General features: G+C 75.2%; 2 protein-coding genes. Both read right to left on the bottom strand.

All coding sequences use genetic code 11. The features are described from left to right. The coding region (locus ACZ38L_RS26600; RefSeq protein WP_465697856.1) for a type I polyketide synthase at window positions 1-8,951 on the bottom strand (8,951 nt) is incomplete at its 3' end. A gap of 130 nt (window positions 8,952-9,081) precedes the next feature. Further along, window positions 9,082-18,723 (bottom strand): type I polyketide synthase, encoded by a 9,642-nt coding sequence (locus tag ACZ38L_RS26595; RefSeq protein WP_465697860.1) that lies wholly within the window; start codon window positions 18,721-18,723, stop codon window positions 9,082-9,084. Between the last annotated feature and the right edge of the window lie 54 nt (window positions 18,724-18,777).

Below are 18,777 nucleotides of genomic sequence, written 5' to 3'. Positions count from 1 at the left end.
GACCAACGACCACCCTGGACCACACCCGCCGCAACCGGCAACGCGGCCCACTCCACCCGGAACAGCGACTCGTGATGAGCACCGCGAGCAGCACCGCGCAACTGGTCGGCGGCGACCGGGCGCAGCACCAGTGACTCCACGGTGGCCACCGGCTCGCCGGTGGCGTCGGCGAGCGCGAGGGCGACCGCGTCCGTGCCCTGCGGGGTGATCCGCACGCGCAGCTCGCCCGCCCCGGTGGCGTGCAGGGTGACGCCGCTCCAGGCGAACGGCAGCCGGCCGCCCTCGGCGCCGCTCCCCTGGAGGAAGGTGCCGTGCAGCGCGGCGTCGAGCAGCGCGGGGTGCAGCCCGAACAGGCTCCCGTCCGGCTCGGTGCCCTCGGGCAGCCGGACCTCGACGAAGATCTCCTCACCGCGCTGCCAGGCGGCGGTCAGGCCCTGGAAGGCGGGCCCGTAGGCGAATCCGCCGACCGCCAGGCGCTCGTAGAAGCCGGTGGTCTCCAGCGGCACCGCGTCAGCCGGCGGCCAGGCGGCCAGCTCACCGGCACCGGCCGGCTCACCGGCCCGGCCGGTGCCCAGCGCGCCGTCGGCGTGCTTGGTCCACGGCTCGTCGGCCTCCGCGTCCTCGGGACGGGAGTGGAGGGAGAGCGCCCGGCGGCCCGACTCGTCGGCCGCGCCCAGCCAGAGCTGGAGCTGGAGCGCGCCGCTCTGCGGCAGCACCAGTGGCGCCAGCAGGGTCAGCTCCTCCAGCCGGTCGCAGCCCGCCTGGTCGCCCGCGCGGACCGCGAGCTCGACGAAGGCGGTGCCCGGCAGCAGGACGGTCCCGGAGACCGCGTGATCGGCCAGCCAGGGGTGGGTGTCCAGGGCGAGCCGGCCGGTGAACAGGAAGCCGTCCGACTCGGCCAGCGGGGCGGCGGCGCCGAGCAGCGGGTGCTCGGGGGTCACCAGCCCGGCCGAGGCGACGTCGGCGGCCCACAGCGCCGGTGCCTCCAGCCAGTAGCGCTCGCGCTGGAAGGCGTAGGTCGGCAGGTCGACCCGGCGGGCGCCGGTGCCGGCGAAGAGCGCCGGCCAGTCGAGCTCGATGCCGCGCACGTGCAGCTGGGCGAGCGCCGTGGTGAACGTCCGCGCCTCAGCACGGTCGCGGCGCAGCACGGGCGTGAACACCGCGTCCTCGGTCACGCACTCCTGGCCGAGCGCGGCGAGGGTGCCGTCCGGGCCCAACTCCAGGAAGGTGCGGACGCCTTCGCCCTCCAGGGCCTCGATCGCGTCCGCGAAGCGGACGGCCCCGCGGACGTGGCGCACCCAGTACTCGGGCGAGGTCGGATCGGCGGACCGGTCGAGGGTGGAGACGATCGGGAGCTGTGGGGCGTGGTAGGTCAACTGCTCGGCCACCGTGCGGAACTCGTCCAGCATCGGGTCCATCAGCGGCGAGTGGAACGCGTGGCTGACCGTCAGGCGCTTGGTCTTGCGCCCCCCGGCCGCCAGCTGCTCCGCGACCTCGACGACGGCCCGCTCGGCACCCGAAAGCACCACGGACGCCGGCCCGTTGACCGCGGCGATGCCCAACTCGTGCTCACGGCCCGCAAGGAGCGGCAGCACCTCGTCCTCGGCGGCCTGCACGGCCACCATCGCGCCACCGGCGGGCAGCGCCTGCATCAGGCGACCGCGCGCGGCGACCAGCCTGGCCGCGTCGGCGAGCGACAGCACGCCCGCGACGTGCGCGGCGGCCAGCTCGCCGATCGAGTGCCCGGCCAGGAAGTCCGGGCGGACACCCCAGGACTCGACCAGGCGGAAGAGCGCCACCTCGAGCGCGAACAGCGCCGGCTGGGTGTGGGCGGTCTGGTCGATCAGCTCGGCGGCGTCCTCGAGCGGCGTCTCCAGGTGCTGGTCCAACTCGGCGCGGACCGCGTCGTAGGCGGCGGCGAACACCGGGTACGCGCCGTACAGTTCGCCCCCCATCCCGGCCCGCTGGCTGCCCTGTCCCGCGAACAGGAACGCCGTCCGCGGCGCGCTGCCGGCGGTGCCCTCGACCAGGTTGCCGGCCGACTCACCGGCGGCCAGGGCCGCCAGGCCGCGCAGCAGCTCCTCGCGACCGCCGCCGACCACCGCGGCGCGCTGCTCCAGGCCGCCGCGCGTGACGGCCAGCGAGAAGGCGACGTCGACCGGGTGCACCGCGGGGTCGGCGGCCAACCGCTCGTGCAGCTTGCGCGCCTGGCCTCGCAACGCCTCGCGGGTCTTCGCGGAGAGCACCCAGGGCAGCGCGGCCGGGGCGACCGGCTCGGCCTGGGCGACCGGCTCGGGCACCTGCTCGATGATGGCGTGCGCGTTGGTGCCGCTGACACCGAAGGACGAGACGCCGGCGCGGCGCGGCTCGCCCGTCTCCGGCCACGGCCGGGCCTGGGTCAGCAGCTCCACGGCGCCCCCTTCCCAGTCCACGTGCGGGGTCGGCTCGGTGACGTGCAGCGTCCGGGGCAGCACGCCGTGCCGCATCGCCATGACCATCTTGATGATTCCGGCGGCGCCGGCGGCGGCCTGGGTGTGGCCCAGGTTCGACTTGATCGAGCCGAGCCAGAGCGGCCGTTCGGCGCTGTGCTCCTGGCCGTAGGTGGCGAGCAGCGCCTGCGCCTCGATCGGGTCGCCCAGCGAGGTGCCCGTGCCGTGCGCCTCGACCGCGTCGACCTGGGCCGCCGTCAGCCCGGCGTTCGCCAGCGCCTGGCGGATCACCCGCTGCTGGCTGGGCCCGTTCGGCGCCGTCAGACCGTTGCTCGCACCGTCCTGGTTGACGGCCGTGCCCCGGACGATCGCCAGCACCGGGTGCCCGTTGCGCTGGGCGTCACTGAGCCGCTCGACCAGCAGCATGCCCACACCCTCGGCCCAGCTGGTCCCGTCCGCGTCGGCGGAGAAGGACTTGCAGCGACCGCTGGAGGACAGGCCGCCCTGGCGGGCGAAGTCGACGAAGGTGTCGGGCGTGGCCATCACCGTCACGCCACCGGCCAGCGCCAGCGAGCACTCGCCGCTGCGCAGCGCCTGGGCGGCCAGGTGCAGCGCGACCAGCGAGGACGAGCAGGCGGTGTCCACGGTGACCGCCGGGCCCTCCAGCCCGAAGGTGTAGGAGACCCGACCCGAGGCGACGCTGCCGGCGCCACCGGTACCGAGGTAGCCGGCGACCTCCTCGGGGACGGCGGGCAGCCGGGTGACGTAGTCGTGGTACATCACGCCCGCGAAGACGCCCGTTCGGCTGCCCTTGACCGAGGTCGGGTCGATGCCCGCCCGTTCGAAGGCCTCCCAGGACGCCTCCAGCAGCAACCGCTGCTGCGGGTCCATCGCCAGCGCCTCGCGCGGGTTGATGCCGAAGAAGGTCGGGTCGAAGGCGCTGGCGTCGTGCAGGAAGCCGCCCTCCAGCGCCGCGGCGGCCTGCTCGGTGTCTGCGCTGTGCAGCGCGTCCACCAGCCAGCCGCGGTCGGTGGGGAAGCCGGAGATGCCGTCGCGGCCGCTGGTGACCAGCTGCCACAGCTCCTCGGGCGTGGTCACCCCGCCCGGGTAGCGGCAGGCCATGCCGATGATCGCGATCGGCTCCTCGGAGGCGCCCGCGGTGGCGCGCGGGCCGGCCGGGGCGGCCGCGGTCCGGCTGGAGCCGTGGAGTTCAGCGCTCAGCTGGTCGGCGAGGGCGGCCGGGTTCGGGTAGTCGAAGACCAGGGTGGTCGGCAGCCGAAGTCCGGTCGCGGTGGTCAGGCGGTTGCGCAGCTCGACGGCGGTCAACGAGTCGAAGCCGAGCTCCTTGAAGGCGAGGTTCGGCTCGATGGCGTCGGAACCGGTGTGGCCGAGCACGGCGGCCACCTGGCCGGTGACCAGGCTCAACAGTGCCTTGCTCCGCTCGGCCGCCGGCAGCGCGGCCAACTGCTGGCCGAAGGAGTCGGTGGCCTGTTCGACCTGGGCGGCGCGCCGGGCCGACGCCCGGACCAGGCCGCGCAGCAGGGCGGGCAGCGCCGAGGTCACGGGCTGGGCCCGCAGCCCGGCCAGGTCCAGGCGCATCGGGACGTAGGTCGCGCCGCCCAGCGCGGCGGCGGTGTCGAGCAGGGACAGGCCCTCCTCGCTGGAGAGCGCGCCGACCCCCCCACGGGCCATCCGCTGGAGGTCGGCCTCCTCCAACGTGCCGGTCATGCCGCTGCGTTCGGCCCACAGGCCCCAGGCCAGCGCGGTGGCCGGCAGCCCGGACGCCTGGCGGTGGTGCGCGAGGGCGTCCAGGAACGCGTTGGCGGCGGCGTAGTTGGCCTGGCCGGGTCCGCCGAGGGTGGCCGCCGCCGCCGAGAAGAGCACGAAGGCGGTCAGTTTCTGACCCTTCGTCAGTTCGTGCAGGTGCCAGGCCGCGTCGACCTTGGGGCGCAGCACGGGAGCCAGCCGCTCGGGGGTGAGCGCGGAGACGATGCCGTCGTCCAGCACGCCCGCGGTGTGCACCACGGCACTCAGCGGGTGCTCCAGCGAGCCGAGCAGCTCGGCCAGCGCGTCGCGGTCGGCGACGTCGCAGGCCGCCAGCGTCACCTCGGCGCCCGACTCGGTCAGCTCGGCGACGAGTTCGGCCGCACCGACGGCTTCCGCACCGCGCCGGGAGACCAGCAGCAGGCGCCGCACGCCGTGCCCGGCGACCAGGTGGCGGGCGACCAGCGCGCCCAGGGTGCCGGTCGCACCGGTGACCAGCACGGTGCCGTCCGGGCCCACGTCGAGGCCCTGCGAGACGTCGGCGGCAGCGGTGACCCGGGCCAGCCGGGGCACCCGGAGGCCGCCCGCGCGCAGCGCGAGCTGGGGCTCCTCGGCGGCGAGGGCGGCGGGCAGCGCCCGCAGCGAGGCCTCGTCGGTGTCGAGGTCGAGCAGGACCAGCCGGCCCGGGTTCTCGGTCTGGGCCGAGCGGACCAGGCCCCAGACGGTGGCGGCGGCCAGGTCGGTGATCGCCTCGCCGGGGGTGACGGCCAGCGCGCCGCGGGTGGCCAGCACCAGGCGGGCGTGGGCGAACTCGTCGGCGGCCAGCCACTCCTGGACCAGGGCGAGGGCGCGACGAGCCGTCGCGTGCGCGGCCTGCGGCAGCTCGCCCGGCTCGGCCGCGACGACCGTCAGCACGGTGTCGGGCAGCGCCGCGCCGGACGCGACGGCGGTGGCCAGCGCGGGCAGGTCGGCGTAGCCGGGCAGGTCGAGGCCGAGCCGCTCCGCGCCGAGCAGCGCCCACCCCGCGGTGTCGGCGGTGCCGGGGGCGGCGGGCTGCCACTCCACGGTGAAGAGCGACTCGTGGTGGGCGCTGCGGGCGGCGTGCACCTGGGCGGCCGAGACCGGTCGCAGCAGCAGGGAGTCGACCCGGGCGACCGGGGCGCCGGTGCCGTCGGCGACGGTGACCGAGACGCAGTCCGCTCCGGCCGGGGAGAGCCGTACCCGCAGGGTGTCGGCGCCTGAGGCGTGCAGGGTGACACCGCTCCAGGCGAACGGGAGCCGCCCGGACTCGCTGGGGCTCAGCAGCGTGCCCATGCCGACGCCGTGCAGGGCGGCGTCGAGCAGGGCGGGGTGCAGGCCGAACAGGCGGGCATCGGCCCTGGCCTGCTCGGGCAGCCGGACGTCGGCGAAGATCTCGTCGCCCGACTGCCACGCGGCGCGCAGGCCCTGGAAGACCGGACCGTAGCCGAAACCGGCCTCCGCCAGGTACTCGTAGAGTCCCTCGGTCTCGACCGGGGTGGCGCCGGCCGGGGGCCAGCTGTCCAGGCCGAGGGCCTCGGCCGGGTGGTCGGTGGCGGCGGGCGCGAGGATGCCGGTGGCGTGCCTGGTCCAGGCGTGCTCGGTGGTCAGGGCCGCCCCACCGGCGGCGTCCTCGGGCTCCGGGCGGGAGTGCAGGGTGAAGCCGCGACTGCCGGTGGCGTCCGCCTCCCCCACCGCGAGCTGGATCTGGACGGCGCCGCGCTCGGGCAGGACGAGCGGGGCCTGCAGGGTCAGCTCGACGAGCTGGTGGCAGCCCACGTGGTCACCGGCGCGGATCGCGAGCTCGACGAAGGCCGTGCCGGGCAGCAGGACGGTGCCCATCACCGCGTGGTCGGCGAGCCAGGGATGGGTCTGGAGCGAGAGCAGGCCGGTGAAGAGCACGCCGTCGGCGTCGGCGAGCGCGACCGCGGCGCCGAGCAGCGGGTGGTCGGCCGCGCCGAGACCGACCGAGGCGACGTCGCCGAGCCAGCCGGCCGGCGGCTCGGGCCAGTGACGGCGGCGCTGGAAGGCGTAGGTGGGCAGGTCCACCCGGGTGCCGCCCCAGGCCGCGGACACGGCACGCCAGTCGGGCGCGGCGCCGTGGGCATGGGCCAGGGCGAGCGCGGTCAGCAGGGTCCGGGTCTCTTGGCGGCCGGTGCGCATCGTGGGCACCAGGGCGGCGCCGTCGGCGTTCTCGCCGAGGCAGTGCTGGGCCATGGCGGTGAGGACACCGTCGGGGCCGAGCTCCAGGTAGGTGGTGACACCGTTGGCGTCGAGCCGGCGGACGGCGTCGAGGAAGCGGACGGCCTCGCGGACGTGGCGCACCCAGTACTCGGGCGAGCACAGCTCCTCGGCGGTCAGCGAGGCGCCGGTGACGGTGGAGACGATCGGGATGCGCGGCGGCTGGTAGTCCAGGCCCTCGGCGATCCTGCGGAAGTCCGCCAGCATGCCGTCCATCAGCGGGGAATGGAAGGCGTGGCTCACGGTCAGGCGCCTGGTCTTGCGGCCCAGCTCCTCGAAGTGCCGCGCGATGGCCAGGACTTCGTCCTCGGCACCGGAGACCACGACGGCGGTCGGACCGTTGACGGCGGCGATGCCCACCACGGCCGCGCGGTCCGCCAGCAGCGGCAGCAGCTCCTCCTCGGACGCCTGCAGCGACACCATCGCACCACCGCGCGGCAGTTCCTGCATCAACCGACCGCGGGCCGCCACCAACGCGGACGCGTCGGCGAGCGAGAGCACGCCCGCCACGTGCGCGGCGGCCAGCTCACCGATCGAGTGACCCGCCAGGAAGTCCGGCGCCAGGCCCCACGACTCCACCAGCCGGAACAGCGCCACCTCGACCGCGAACAGCGCGGGCTGCGTGTAGCGCGTCTCGTCCAGCAGTCCGCCCTCGGCCCCGAAGACCACGTCTTTCAGCGCGCGCCCCAGCTGACCGTCCAGCTCCGCGCAGACCGCGTCGAAGGCCTCGGCGAACACCGGGAACGCCTCGTACAACTCCGCGCCCATACCGGCCCGCTGGCTGCCCTGACCGGTGAACAGGAAGGCGGTGCGGCCCTCCGCGGCCGCGACGCCCCGCACCAGGTGCGGCGCGCTCTCGCCGGCGGCGAGGGCGTCCAGGCCGGTCAGCAGTTCGGCCCGGTCGGCGGCCAGGACGGCGGCGCGGTGGTCCAGGGCGGCGCGGGTGGTGGCCAGGGAGTGCGCGAGGTCGGCCTGTGCGAGGTCGGGAACGGTGTCCAGGTGGGCACGGAGTCGGGCGGCCTGGGCGCTCAGCGCCTCGGCGGTCCGGCCCGAGACCAGGTACGGCAGCAGCGCGGGGGCGGCCGTCGTCGGGGCCTCGACGGCCGAGCCCTCGGGCTCGGGCGCCTGTTCGATGATGGTGTGCGCGTTGGTGCCGCTGACGCCGAAGGAGGACACGCCCGCACGGCGCGGCTCGCCGGTCTCCGGCCACGGCCGGGCCTCCTCGAGCAGGGCGACGCCGCCGGAGGCCCAGTCGACGTGCGGCGAGGGCTCGTCCACGTGCAGGGTCTTGGGCAGCACGCCGTGCCGCATCGCGAGCACCATCTTGATGACGCCCGCGACACCGGCCGCCGCCTGGGTGTGCCCGAGGTTCGACTTGACCGAGCCCAGCCACAGCGGCCGGTCCTCGGGCCGCTCCAGACCGTAGGTGGCCAGCAGGGCCTGCGCCTCGATCGGGTCGCCGAGCACCGTACCCGTACCGTGCGCCTCGACCACGTCGACCTGGCCCGGCGTCAGACCGGCCGAGGCCAGCGCCTGGCGGATCACCCGCTGCTGGGACGGGCCGTTGGGCGCGGTGAGGCCGTTGCTGGCGCCGTCCTGGTTGACGGCCGAACCCCGGATCACCGCGAGCACCGGGTGGCCGTTGCGCCGGGCGTCACTGAGCCGCTCCAGCAGCAGCATGCCCACGCCCTCACCCCAGCCGGTGCCGTCCGCCGCCGCGGCGAACGACTTGCAGCGGCCGTCGGCCGCGAGCCCGCGCTGGCGGCTGAACTGGATGAAGGCCCGCGGGCTGGACATCACCGTGACGCCACCGGCCAGCGCCAGCGAGCACTCCTTCTGGCGCAGCGCCTGCACCGCGAGGTGCAGGGCGACCAGCGAGGAGGAGCAGGCCGTGTCGACGGTGACCGCCGGGCCCTCCAGGCCGAAGGTGTAGGAGAGGCGCCCGGAGAGCACGCTCGCCGCGTTGCCGGTGAGCGTGTAGCCCTCGACGCCCTCGGGCACCTGGTACAGCAGATCGCCGTAGTCCTGGCCGTTGGTACCGGCGAAGACGCCGGTCCGGCTGCCCTTGAGTGAGGTCGGATCGATGCCCGCCCGCTCCAGCACCTGCCAGGACGCCTCCAGCAGCAGTCGCTGCTGCGGGTCCATGCCGAGCGTCTCACGGGGGCTGATGCCGAAGAAGGCGGCGTCGAACTCCGTCGCGTCGTAGAGGAACCCGCCGTGCCGGGTGTAGCTGGTGCCCTGCTGGTCGGGGTCGTCGTCGAAGAGCGACTCCACGTCCCAGCCACGGTCGGACGGGAAGTCGCCGATCGCGTCGCGGCCCTCGGCCACCAACTGCCACAGATCCTCGGGGGAGTTCACCCCGCCCGCGAACCGGCAGCTCATCGAGACCAGGGCGATCGGCTCAGAGTCGCCCGACTCCGCGTCACGCAGCCGCTGGCGGGTCTGGTGCAGATCCGCCGTCACGCGCTTCAGATAGTCGAGGAGCTTTTCCTGATCCACTGTTGGAACCTCACCCAATTCGATCACTGCTGCAGGTAGTTGCGGGCCGGTGCGGGCCCGGTCCGGTCGTCGGTGCGGCGCCGCGGGGGCCTTGCGGCCGCACTGACGACGGGCCGCTGTCGCGGGCCCGTCAGGCCATGCCCAACTCGTTGTCGATGAAGGCGAACAGCTCGTCGGCCGAGGCCGACTGCAGCTTCTCGGTCACCTGGGCCTCGGCCTCCCGCTCGCGTGGAGCGCCGCTCCACCGGGTCAGCAGGGCCTGGAGGCGGGCGGCGACGTCCGCCCGGGTGTCCTCGTCCTCGGAGACCGCCGCCAGCGCGGCTTCCAGCCGGTCGATGTCGGCGAGCGAGGCCGCACCGTCTCCGCCGGCGGCGGGCAGCAGGTCCGCCCGCAGTCGGGCGGCCAGCGCGGCCGGAGTCGGGAAGTCGAACACCAGCGTCGCCGGGAGCCGGAGCCCGGTGGCGGCGCTGAGTCGGTTGCGCAGCTCCAGGGCGGTCAGCGAGTCGAGTCCGAGTTCCTTGAAGGCCCGGCCCCCGACCACCTCGTCCACCGTCGCGTGTCCGAGCGCCGCCGCCGCGTGGGCCCGTACCAGGTCGAGGACGGCCTGCTCACGCTCCAGCTCCGCCATCTCCGCCAGGCGCCGGCGCAGGTCAGCGGTGTCGGTGGGCGCCGCCTGCGCCGTGGACTCGCCGCCGTCGGCCCCGCGGCGGGCGGCGGGCAGCTCGTCGAGCAGGGCGGACGCGCGGACGGCCGTGAAGCCGGGCGCGAAACGCTCCCAGACGATGTCGGCGACCGTGACCACCGTCTCGTCCAGGTCCAGGGCCCCCTGCAGGGCGGCGATCGCCGCCGCCGGCGGCATGCCGGGCAGTCCGGCACGGTCCAGGCGGTCGCCGATCAGGCCGTCGGCCGCCATGCCCGTCTCACCCCACCGGCCCCAGGCCACCGAGGTGGCGGGCAGGCCCTCGGCCCGGCGGTGCTCGGCGAAGGCGTCCAGGAAGGCGTTGGCGGCGGCGTAGTTGCCCTGGCCGGGGTCGCCGAGCGTGCCGGCGATGCCGGAGAACAGGACGAACGCCGTCAGGTTCGACTCCCTGGTCAGCTCGTGCAGGTTGAGCACGGCGTCCACCTTCGGACGCAGGACGCCCGCGATGCGGTCGGGCGTCAGCGAGTCGAGCACCCCGTCGTCCAGGACGCCCGCGGTGTGGACGACCGCGGTGAGCGGCTGCTCCGCCGGTACGGCGTCCAGGAGTTCGGCGAGCGCGGCACGGTCGGCCGCGTCGCAGGAGGCGATCGTGACCTGCGTGCCGAGGGCGAGGAGTTCCTCGCGCAGCTCGGCGGCGCCTTCGGTGTCCGGGCCGCGACGGCTGGTGAGCAGCAGGTGCCCGGCACCGCTGTGGGCCAGCCAGCGGGCGACGTGCGCGCCGAGGGCGCCGGTGCCGCCGGTGACCAGGACGGTCCCGCCCGGGCGCCAACCCTCCGCCGGGGCAAGGCCCGCGGGTGCGTGCACCAGTCGGCGGACGAACACCCCGGAGGCCCGCACGGCGAGCTGGTCCTCGACCCCCGCGCCGGCCAGCACGCTCACCAGCCGGTCCAGCGCGCGCTCGTCGGAGCGCTCGCCCAGGGTCGGGGGCAGGTCCACCAGACCGCCCCAGCGCTGCGGCTGCTCGAGCGCCGCGACCCGGCCCAGGCCCCAGACCAGCGACTGCGCGGGGCCCGCCGGTCGCTCGGCACGGTTCACCGCCACCGCACCCCTGGTGGCGCACCACAGCGGAGCCTCGAACCCGGCGTCGCCGAGTGCCTGAACCAGCCCGACGGTCCCGGCCAGGCCGAGCGGCAGGCCCGGATGGTCCCGGTGCGGCCGCTCGTCCAGCGCGAGCAGCGACAGCACGCCCGTCAGCTCCACCACGTCGCCCAGCTGCTTGCGGAGCAGCTCAACCAGCACCTCCCGGTCCAGGTCGCGCCCGTCGAGGCTGAACTTCCGGACCTCCGCGCCGTGTTGGGTCAGCACCCGGGCGATGTCGGCCACCCCGTCGTCCTCCGCCAGCCCCTCGGGCACGACGACCGCCCAGGTGCCGGAGAGGCTCGCGGCCGCCGGCAGGTCGCCCAGCGGCTGCCAGGTGACCCGGTAGCGCCAGCCGTCGACCGTGGACTGCTCGCGGCGCTGCCGCCGCCAGGAGGAGAGCGCGGGCAGGACCGCGCTCAGCGGGGCGTCCCCGCCCAGGTCGAGCGAACCGGCCAGTGCCTCCAGGTCCTCGTTCTCGACGACCTCCCAGAACGCCGCCTCCACCGGGTCGTTGCCCACCTGCCCGGCCGGCTCCTCCAGCCTGGCCGCCTCGGGCCAGTAGCGGCGGCGCTGGAAGGCGTAGGTGGGCAGCTCGACGCGCTGCGCCCCGGTGCCCGCGAAGACGGCGGCCCGCCAGTCCACCGCGATGCCGCGCACCCACGCCTGCGCGAAGGAGGCCAGCACCCGGCGGGCATCCCCCTCGCCGCGGCGCAGCGTACCGAAGGCCACCGCGTCGCGGTTCGCCGCCTCGATGCTCTCCTGGAGCGCCATCACCAGCACCGGATGCGGGCTGACCTCGATGAACGTCCCACAGCCGGTGCCGAGAAGCGATTCGGTCACCTCCTGCAGACGCACGGTCCGACGGAGGTTGGTGTACCAGTACTCGGCGTCCATGACCGAGCCGTCCGTCAGCTCGGCGGTCACCGTGGACAGCAGCGGCACCTGACCGGCCCGCGGTTCGATCCCCGCCAGAGCCCCGAGGAGCTCCTCGCGGATCGACTCCACCTGCGCCGAGTGCGAGGCGTAGTCCACCGGCACCCGACGCGCCCGCACACCGTCCGCCTCGCAGGAGGCCAACAGCTCCTCCAGCGCGGTCGGCTCACCGGAGACGACCACCGAGGACGGCCCGTTCACCGCCGCCACCGAGATCCGCTCCTCGCCCCACATCACGAGCCGCTCACGCACCGCCTCGACCGGCAGCGCCACCGACACCATCCCGCCGAGGCCCGCCAGACCACCGGCGATCGCCCGGCTGCGCAACGCCACCACGCGCGCGCCGTCCTCCAACGACAGCGCACCCGCGACGACGGCCGCCGCGATCTCACCCTGCGAATGCCCGACCACCACGGAGGGCTCGACTCCCGCCCCGCGCCAGACCTCCGCGAGCGACACCATCACCGCCCACAACACTGGCTGGACCACGTCGACCCGCTCCAGCCAGCCATCGCCGGCCTCACCACGGACGACCTCCAACAGCGACCAGCCATCCGCGAACGGCGCCAACGCCGTCGCACACTCCTCCATCCGCTCCGCGAACACCGCGGAGCACTCCAGCAGCTCCACCGCCATCCCGGCCCACTGCGAACCCTGCCCCGGGAAGACGAACGCCACCTTCCCCGGGGAACCCGCCGCACCCTGCACCACGCGCGCATCCGGTCCGCCGGTGGCCAGCGCCGCCAGACCACGACCCAGCTCGGCGGCGTCCGCGCCCAGCACCACGGCCCGGTGCTCCAGCACCGTACGGCTCACCGCCAGGGAGAGACCGACACCCAGCACGTCCGGCTCCGACTCACCCGCCGCGAACGCCCGCAGCCGCGCCGCCTGACCGCGCAACGCCTCCTCGCCGCGGCCCGACAGCACCCACGGCACCACCGGAGCGGCGACCGCCGGGCCCCCGTCCCGCTCCACCTCGGCCCGCGCGACCGGCTCCTCCGCGACCGGCTCCTGCTCGATGATCACGTGCGCGTTCGTGCCGCTGAACCCGAACGAGGAGATCCCCGCCCGACGGGGCTGGTCCGTCCGCGGCCACTCCCGGGCCTCGGTCAGCAGTTCCACCGCGCCCGCCGACCAGTCCACCTGCGGGGTGGGCTCGTCGATGTGGATGCTCTCCGGCAGCACGCCGTGCCGCATCGCCAGCACCATCTTGATGACACCGGCCAGGCCGGCCGCCGCCTGGGCGTGGCCGATGTTCGACTTCACCGAACCGAGCCACAGCGGCCGGCCCTCGGGCCGGTCCTTGCCGTAGGTGGCGAGCAGCGCCTGCGCCTCGATCGGGTCACCGAGCGAGGTGCCCGTCCCGTGCGCCTCGACCGCGTCGACCTGGGCCGCCGTCAGCCCGGCGTTCGCCAGCGCCTGGCGGATCACCCGCTGCTGACTGGGCCCGTTGGGGGCGGTCAGGCCGTTGCTGGCGCCGTCCTGGTTGATCGCCGAACCACGGACGACGGCCAGCACCGGGTGGCCGTTGCGCCGGGCGTCCGAGAGCCGCTCGACCAGCAGCATGCCGACGCCCTCGGAGGGCGTGAAACCGTCCGCGGCGGCCGAGAACGGCTTGCAGCGGCCGTCGGAGGCCAGGCCCTGCTGACGGCTGAACTCGACGAACGTACCCGGGGTGGACATCACGGTGACACCACCGGCCAGCGCCAGCTCGCACTCGCCGTTCCGCAGCGACTGCACGGCCAGGTGCAGGGCCACCAGCGAGGCCGAGCAGGCGGTGTCCACGGTCATCGCCGGGCCCTCGAGGCCGAACAGGTACGAGACGCGGCCCGACACCACGCTGGCCGCCGTGCCGGTGGCGACATGGCCCTCCACCGACTGGGCCGCACCGGCCAGCAGACCGAGGTAGTCCGAACCGTTGGTGCCGGCGAAGACGCCGGTCCGGCTGCCGCGCAGCGTGGCCGGGTCGATGCCGGCCCGCTCGAAGGCCTCCCAGGAGGTCTCCAGCAGCAGCCGCTGCTGCGGGTCCATCGCCAGCGCCTCACGCGGCGAGATCCCGAAGAAGGCGGCGTCGAACCGGCTCGCGTCGTGCAGGAAGCCGCCCTGGCGGATGTAGGAGGTGCCCTGGTGGTCGCGGTCCGCGTTGAAGACCGTGTCGAGGTCCCAGCCACGGTCGGCGGGGAACTCCGTCAGGGCGTCACCGGCGTTGACCAGCAGCTGCCACAGGTCCTCGGGCGAGGACACCCCGCCGGGGAACCGGCAGCTCATGCCGACGATCGCGATCGGCTCGTCGTCGGCGGCCGCCCTGACCACGACCGGGGCGACGGCACCGCCCACGGCGCCCGAGAGCTCCTCGTCGAGGTGGCGGACCAGTGCGACGGCGTTGGGGTGGTCGTAGATCAGGGTGGCCGGGAGCTTGATCCCGGCGGCCGCACCGAGTCGGTTGCGCAGCTCCACGGCGGTCAGCGAGTCGAAGCCCAGCTCCTTGAACGCCCTGCCGGTGTCCACCGCCTCCGGGCCCGGGTAGCCCAGCGCGGCCGCGACGTGGGAGGTGACCAGGTCCAGCAGGACGCGTTCACGCTCGGCCGCCGGGAGACCGGCGAGCCGTGCGGCGAGGCCGCCACCGGCGCTCTCCTGACCGTCGGCGCCGCCCGCGCTGCTCTCCAGGGCCCTCACCGCCTCGGGCACGTCGAACAGCAGCGGCCGGACCCGGCCCGAGGTGAAGGCGAGCGCGAAGCGCTGCCAGTCGATGTCGGTGACGGTCAGTACGGTCTCGCCCTGGTCCAGCGCCTGCTGGAGGGCGGTCACGGCCAGGTTGGGCGCCATCTCCAGGATGCCGTGCCGGCGCATCCGGTCGCCGATGCCGCCCTCGGCCGCCATTCCGCCCTCACCCCACGGCCCCCAGGCCACCGAGGTGGCGGGCAGGCCGTCGGCGCGGCGCTGCTCGGCCAGCGCGTCCAGGAAGGCGTTCCCGGGCGCGTAGTTGCCCTGGCCGGGGGCTCCGAAGGTGGCGGCGAAGGAGGAGAAGAGCACGAAGGCGGACAGGTCGAGGTCACGGGTCAGCTCGTGCAGGTGCAGGGCGGAGTTGACCTTGACCCGCAGCACCCGCTCCAGCTGGTCGGCGGTGAGCGCCCGGATCACCGCGTCGTCCAGCACGGCGGCGGTGTGCATCACGGCCGTGAGCGGTCGCTCGGCCGGGACGGCCGCCAGCAGCTCGGCCAGCGCCGCGCGGTCCGACACGTCGCACGAGGTGATCGTCACCTGGGCGCCGAGAGCGGTGAGTTCCTCGCGCAGCTCGGCGGCACCTTCGGCGTCCGGTCCACGGCGGCTGGTGAGCAGCAGGTGCCGGGCGCCGTTGCCGGCCAGCCAGCGGGCCACGTGCGCGCCCAGCGCGCCGGTACCGCCGGTGATCAGGACGGTGCCGCTCGGCTGCCACTGCTCGGCCGGCGCCGGTCCGGCCGGCGCGTGCACCAGTCGGCGGGCGTACACGCCGGTGTTCCGGAGGGCGAGCTGGTCCTCGCCACCGGTGCCGGCCAGCACCCCGACCAGGCGCTTCAGGGCCCGCTCGTCCAGCCGCTCGGGCAGGTCCAGCAGACCGCCCCAGCGCTGCGCGTCCTCCAGCGCGGCCACCCGGCCCAGGCCCCAGAGCAGAGCCTGCGCGGGCCCGGTCAGCCGTTCGGCACCGTTCACCGCCACCGCGCCACGCGTGGCGTTCCACACCGGCGTCTCGATCTCGACGTCGGCCAGCGCCTGGAGCAGGGTCATCGATCCGGCCAGACCGAACGGCACGGCGGGGTGGTCCGGGCAGCGCTGCTCGACCAGGCCGAGCAGCGAGAGCACCCCGGCGGGTGCGACGCCCTCGGGGAGTTCGGCGCGCAGCCGCCCGGCCAGCGCGTCGCGGTCCAGGTCCGCCGGCCCGACCACCAGGTGCCGCACGTCGGCACCGTGGCCGGCCAGCGCCTGGGCGGTGTCGGCCACCCACGCGTCGCCGGCCAGCGCCTCGGGCACCACGAGCGCCCAGGTGCCGGAGAGCACCGGCGCCGACAGCTCGGCCAGCGGCTGCCAGACGATCCGGTAGCGCCAACCGTCCACCACCGACCGCTCCCGCATCTGCCGCCGCCAGGACGACAGTGCCGGCAGCACCGCGCTGAGCGGGGCGTCGTCGGCGAGGTCCAGCGAGCCGGCCACCGCGGCCAGGTCCTCGTCCTCCACGGCGGCCCAGAACTCCGCCTCGACCGGGTCGAGGACCGTCTCCCGGGACTGGGCGGCCAGGGCGGCGGGTGCGTCCAGCCAGTAGCGGGCGCGTTGGAAGGCGTAGGTGGGCAGCTCGACGCGCTGCGCCCCGGTGCCCGCGAAGACGGCGGCCCGCCAGTCCACCGCGATGCCGCGCACCCACGCCTCGGCGAGGGAGGCCGCCATCCGGCGGGCGCCGCCCTCGCCGCGCCGCAGCGTGCCCACGGTCACCGCCGGCGCGCCGGCCTCCTCCAGGCACTCCTGCAGTCCGGTCAGCAGCACCGGGTGCGCGCTGACCTCGACGAAACCGTCGATGCCGTGCGCGGCCACGGCCGCCTGGACGGCGTCGCCGAACCGCACGGTCGAGCGGAGGTTGGTGTACCAGTACTCGGCGTCCATCGCGGTGCCGTCGAGCAGCTCGCCGGTCACGGTGGAGAGCAGCGAGATCCGGCCGGCGCGCGGGGTGATCCCGGCCAGGGCCGTGCGCAGCTCGTCGCGCAGGGACTCGACCTGGGCGGAGTGCGAGGCGTAGCTGACCTGCACCCGGCGGGCCCGGACCCCGTCCGCCTCGCAGGCGGCGAGCAGTTCGTCCAGCGCCGCCGGCTCACCCGAGACGACCACCGAGGTCGGGCCGTTGACGGCCGCCACCGAGATCCGCTGCTCGCCCCAGGAGGCCAGCCGCTCCCGCGCGGCGTCCACCGGCAGCGCGAGCGAGACCATGCCACCGTGGCCCTCGAGGCCGGCGGCGATCGCCTGGCTGCGCAGCGCGACGACCTTGGCGCCGTCGGCCAGCGACAGCACGCCGGCCAGCACCGCGGCGGCGATCTCGCCCTGCGAGTGGCCCACCACCAGCGCGGGCTCGACGCCGGAGGCCCGCCAGACCTCGGCGAGCGAGACCATCACGGCCCACAGCACCGGCTGCACGACCTCGACCCGGTCCAGCCACCGGGTACCGGCGCGGCCGAGCAGCACGTCCTCCAACGACCAGTCGGTGAACGGCGCGAGGGCCGCGCCGCAGTCCTGGATCGCGGTGCGGAACACCGGCGACTGGTCCCACAGCTGAGCGCCCATCTCGGCCCACTGCGAGCCCTGCCCGGGGAAGACGAACGCCACCTTGCCGACGGGCCGGGCCACTCCTTCGACCACGTCAGCCGCGACGCCGCCGGTGGCGAGCGTCTCCAGCCCGCGGCCCAGCTCGGCGAGGTCGGTGCCGAGCACCACGGCCCGGTGCTCCAGTTCGGCCCGGCCGACCGCCAGCGAGAACCCGACAGCCAGCGCGTCCGGCGTCGGCTCGCCGGCCGCGAAGGCGGACAGCCGGGCCGCCTGCCCGCGCAGCCCCGCTTCGCCCCGGGCCGACACCGGCCACGGCAGCACGGCGGTGGCGATCGCCGCGACCGGCGCCTCGGTCAGCGGTCGCTCCTGTGCCGGCGGCTCTTCCACGGCCTCCGGCGCCTGCTCGACGATCACGTGCGCGTTGGTGCCGCTGAAGCCGAAGGAGGAGACGGCGGCCCGGCGCGGCTGCCCGGTCTGCGGCCACTCCCGCGCCTGGGTCAGCAGCTCCACCGCGCCCTCGGTCCAGTCCACGTGCGTGGACGGCTCGGTGACGTGCAGGGTCTGCGGCAGCACGCCGTGCCGCATCGCCATCACCATCTTGATGATGCCGCCGACCCCGGCCGCCGCCTGGGTGTGGCCGATGTTGGACTTCAACGAGCCGAGCCAGAGGGGCCGTCCGCCCGCCCGCTCCTGGCCGTAGGTGGCCAGCAGGGCCTGCGCCTCGATCGGGTCGCCGAGCGTGGTGCCGGTGCCGTGCGCCTCGACCGCGTCGACCTGGGCCGGCGTCAGACCGGCCGAGGCCAGTGCCTGGCGGATCACCCGCTGCTGGGAGGGACCGTTGGGCGCGGTGAGCCCGTTGCTGGCGCCGTCCTGGTTGATCGCCGAGCCGCGCACGATCGCCAGCACCGGGTGCCCGTTGCGCCGGGCGTCGGAGAGCCGCTCCACGAGCAGCATGCCGACGCCCTCGCCCCAGCCGGTGCCGTCCGCGTCGTCGGAGAACGCCTTGCAGCGGCCGTCGGTGGCCAGGCCGCGCTGGCGGCTGAACTCCACGAAGGTGCCGGGCGTGGCCATCACGGTCACACCACCGGCCAGCGCGAGCGTGCACTCCCCGGTGCGCAGCGCCTGCACGGCCAGGTGCAGCGCGACCAGCGAGGAGGAGCAGGCCGTGTCGACGGTCACCGCCGGGCCCTCCAGGCCCAGCGTGTAGGAGACCCGTCCCGAGGCGACGCTGCCGAAACTGCCGGTACCCAGGTGGCCCTCGACGCCCTCCGGCACCGAGCTGAGCCGGCTGGCGTACTCGTGGTACATGAGGCCGGCGAAGATACCGGTCCGGCTGCCCTTGAGCCCGGTCGGGTCGATGCCGGCCCGCTCGAACGCCTCCCAGGACGCCTCCAGCAGCAGCCGCTGCTGCGGGTCCATCGCCAGCGCCTCACGCGGCGAGATCCCGAAGAACGCCGGGTCGAACTCGCAGGCGTCGTGCAGGAAGCCGCCCTGGCTGACGTAGCTGGTGCCCTGCTGGTCCGGGTCGTCGTCGATCAGCGACTCGACCTCCCAGCCGCGGTCGGTCGGGAAGCCCCCGATGGCGTCGCCGCCGTCCGCCACCAGCTGCCACAGCTCCTCCGGGGAGGACACACCGCCGGGGTAGCGGCAGCTCATGCCGACGATCGCGATCGGCTCCTGGTCGCGCTCCTCCAGCTCCCGCAGGCGCCGGCGAGCGTTCCGCAGATCAGCGGTGGCGCGCTTGAGGTAGTCGCGCAGCTTGTCCTCGTTCACCATCTCGTCCGTTCCTCGCGGAATAAGGGTCGCGCCTGCGTAGTGGGGCCGGGA

Source organism: Kitasatospora sp. NPDC024654, from assembly GCF_055559155.1.
Note: the sequence above shows the minus strand (reverse complement) of the source record. Positions and strands in the feature narration are given on the sequence as shown.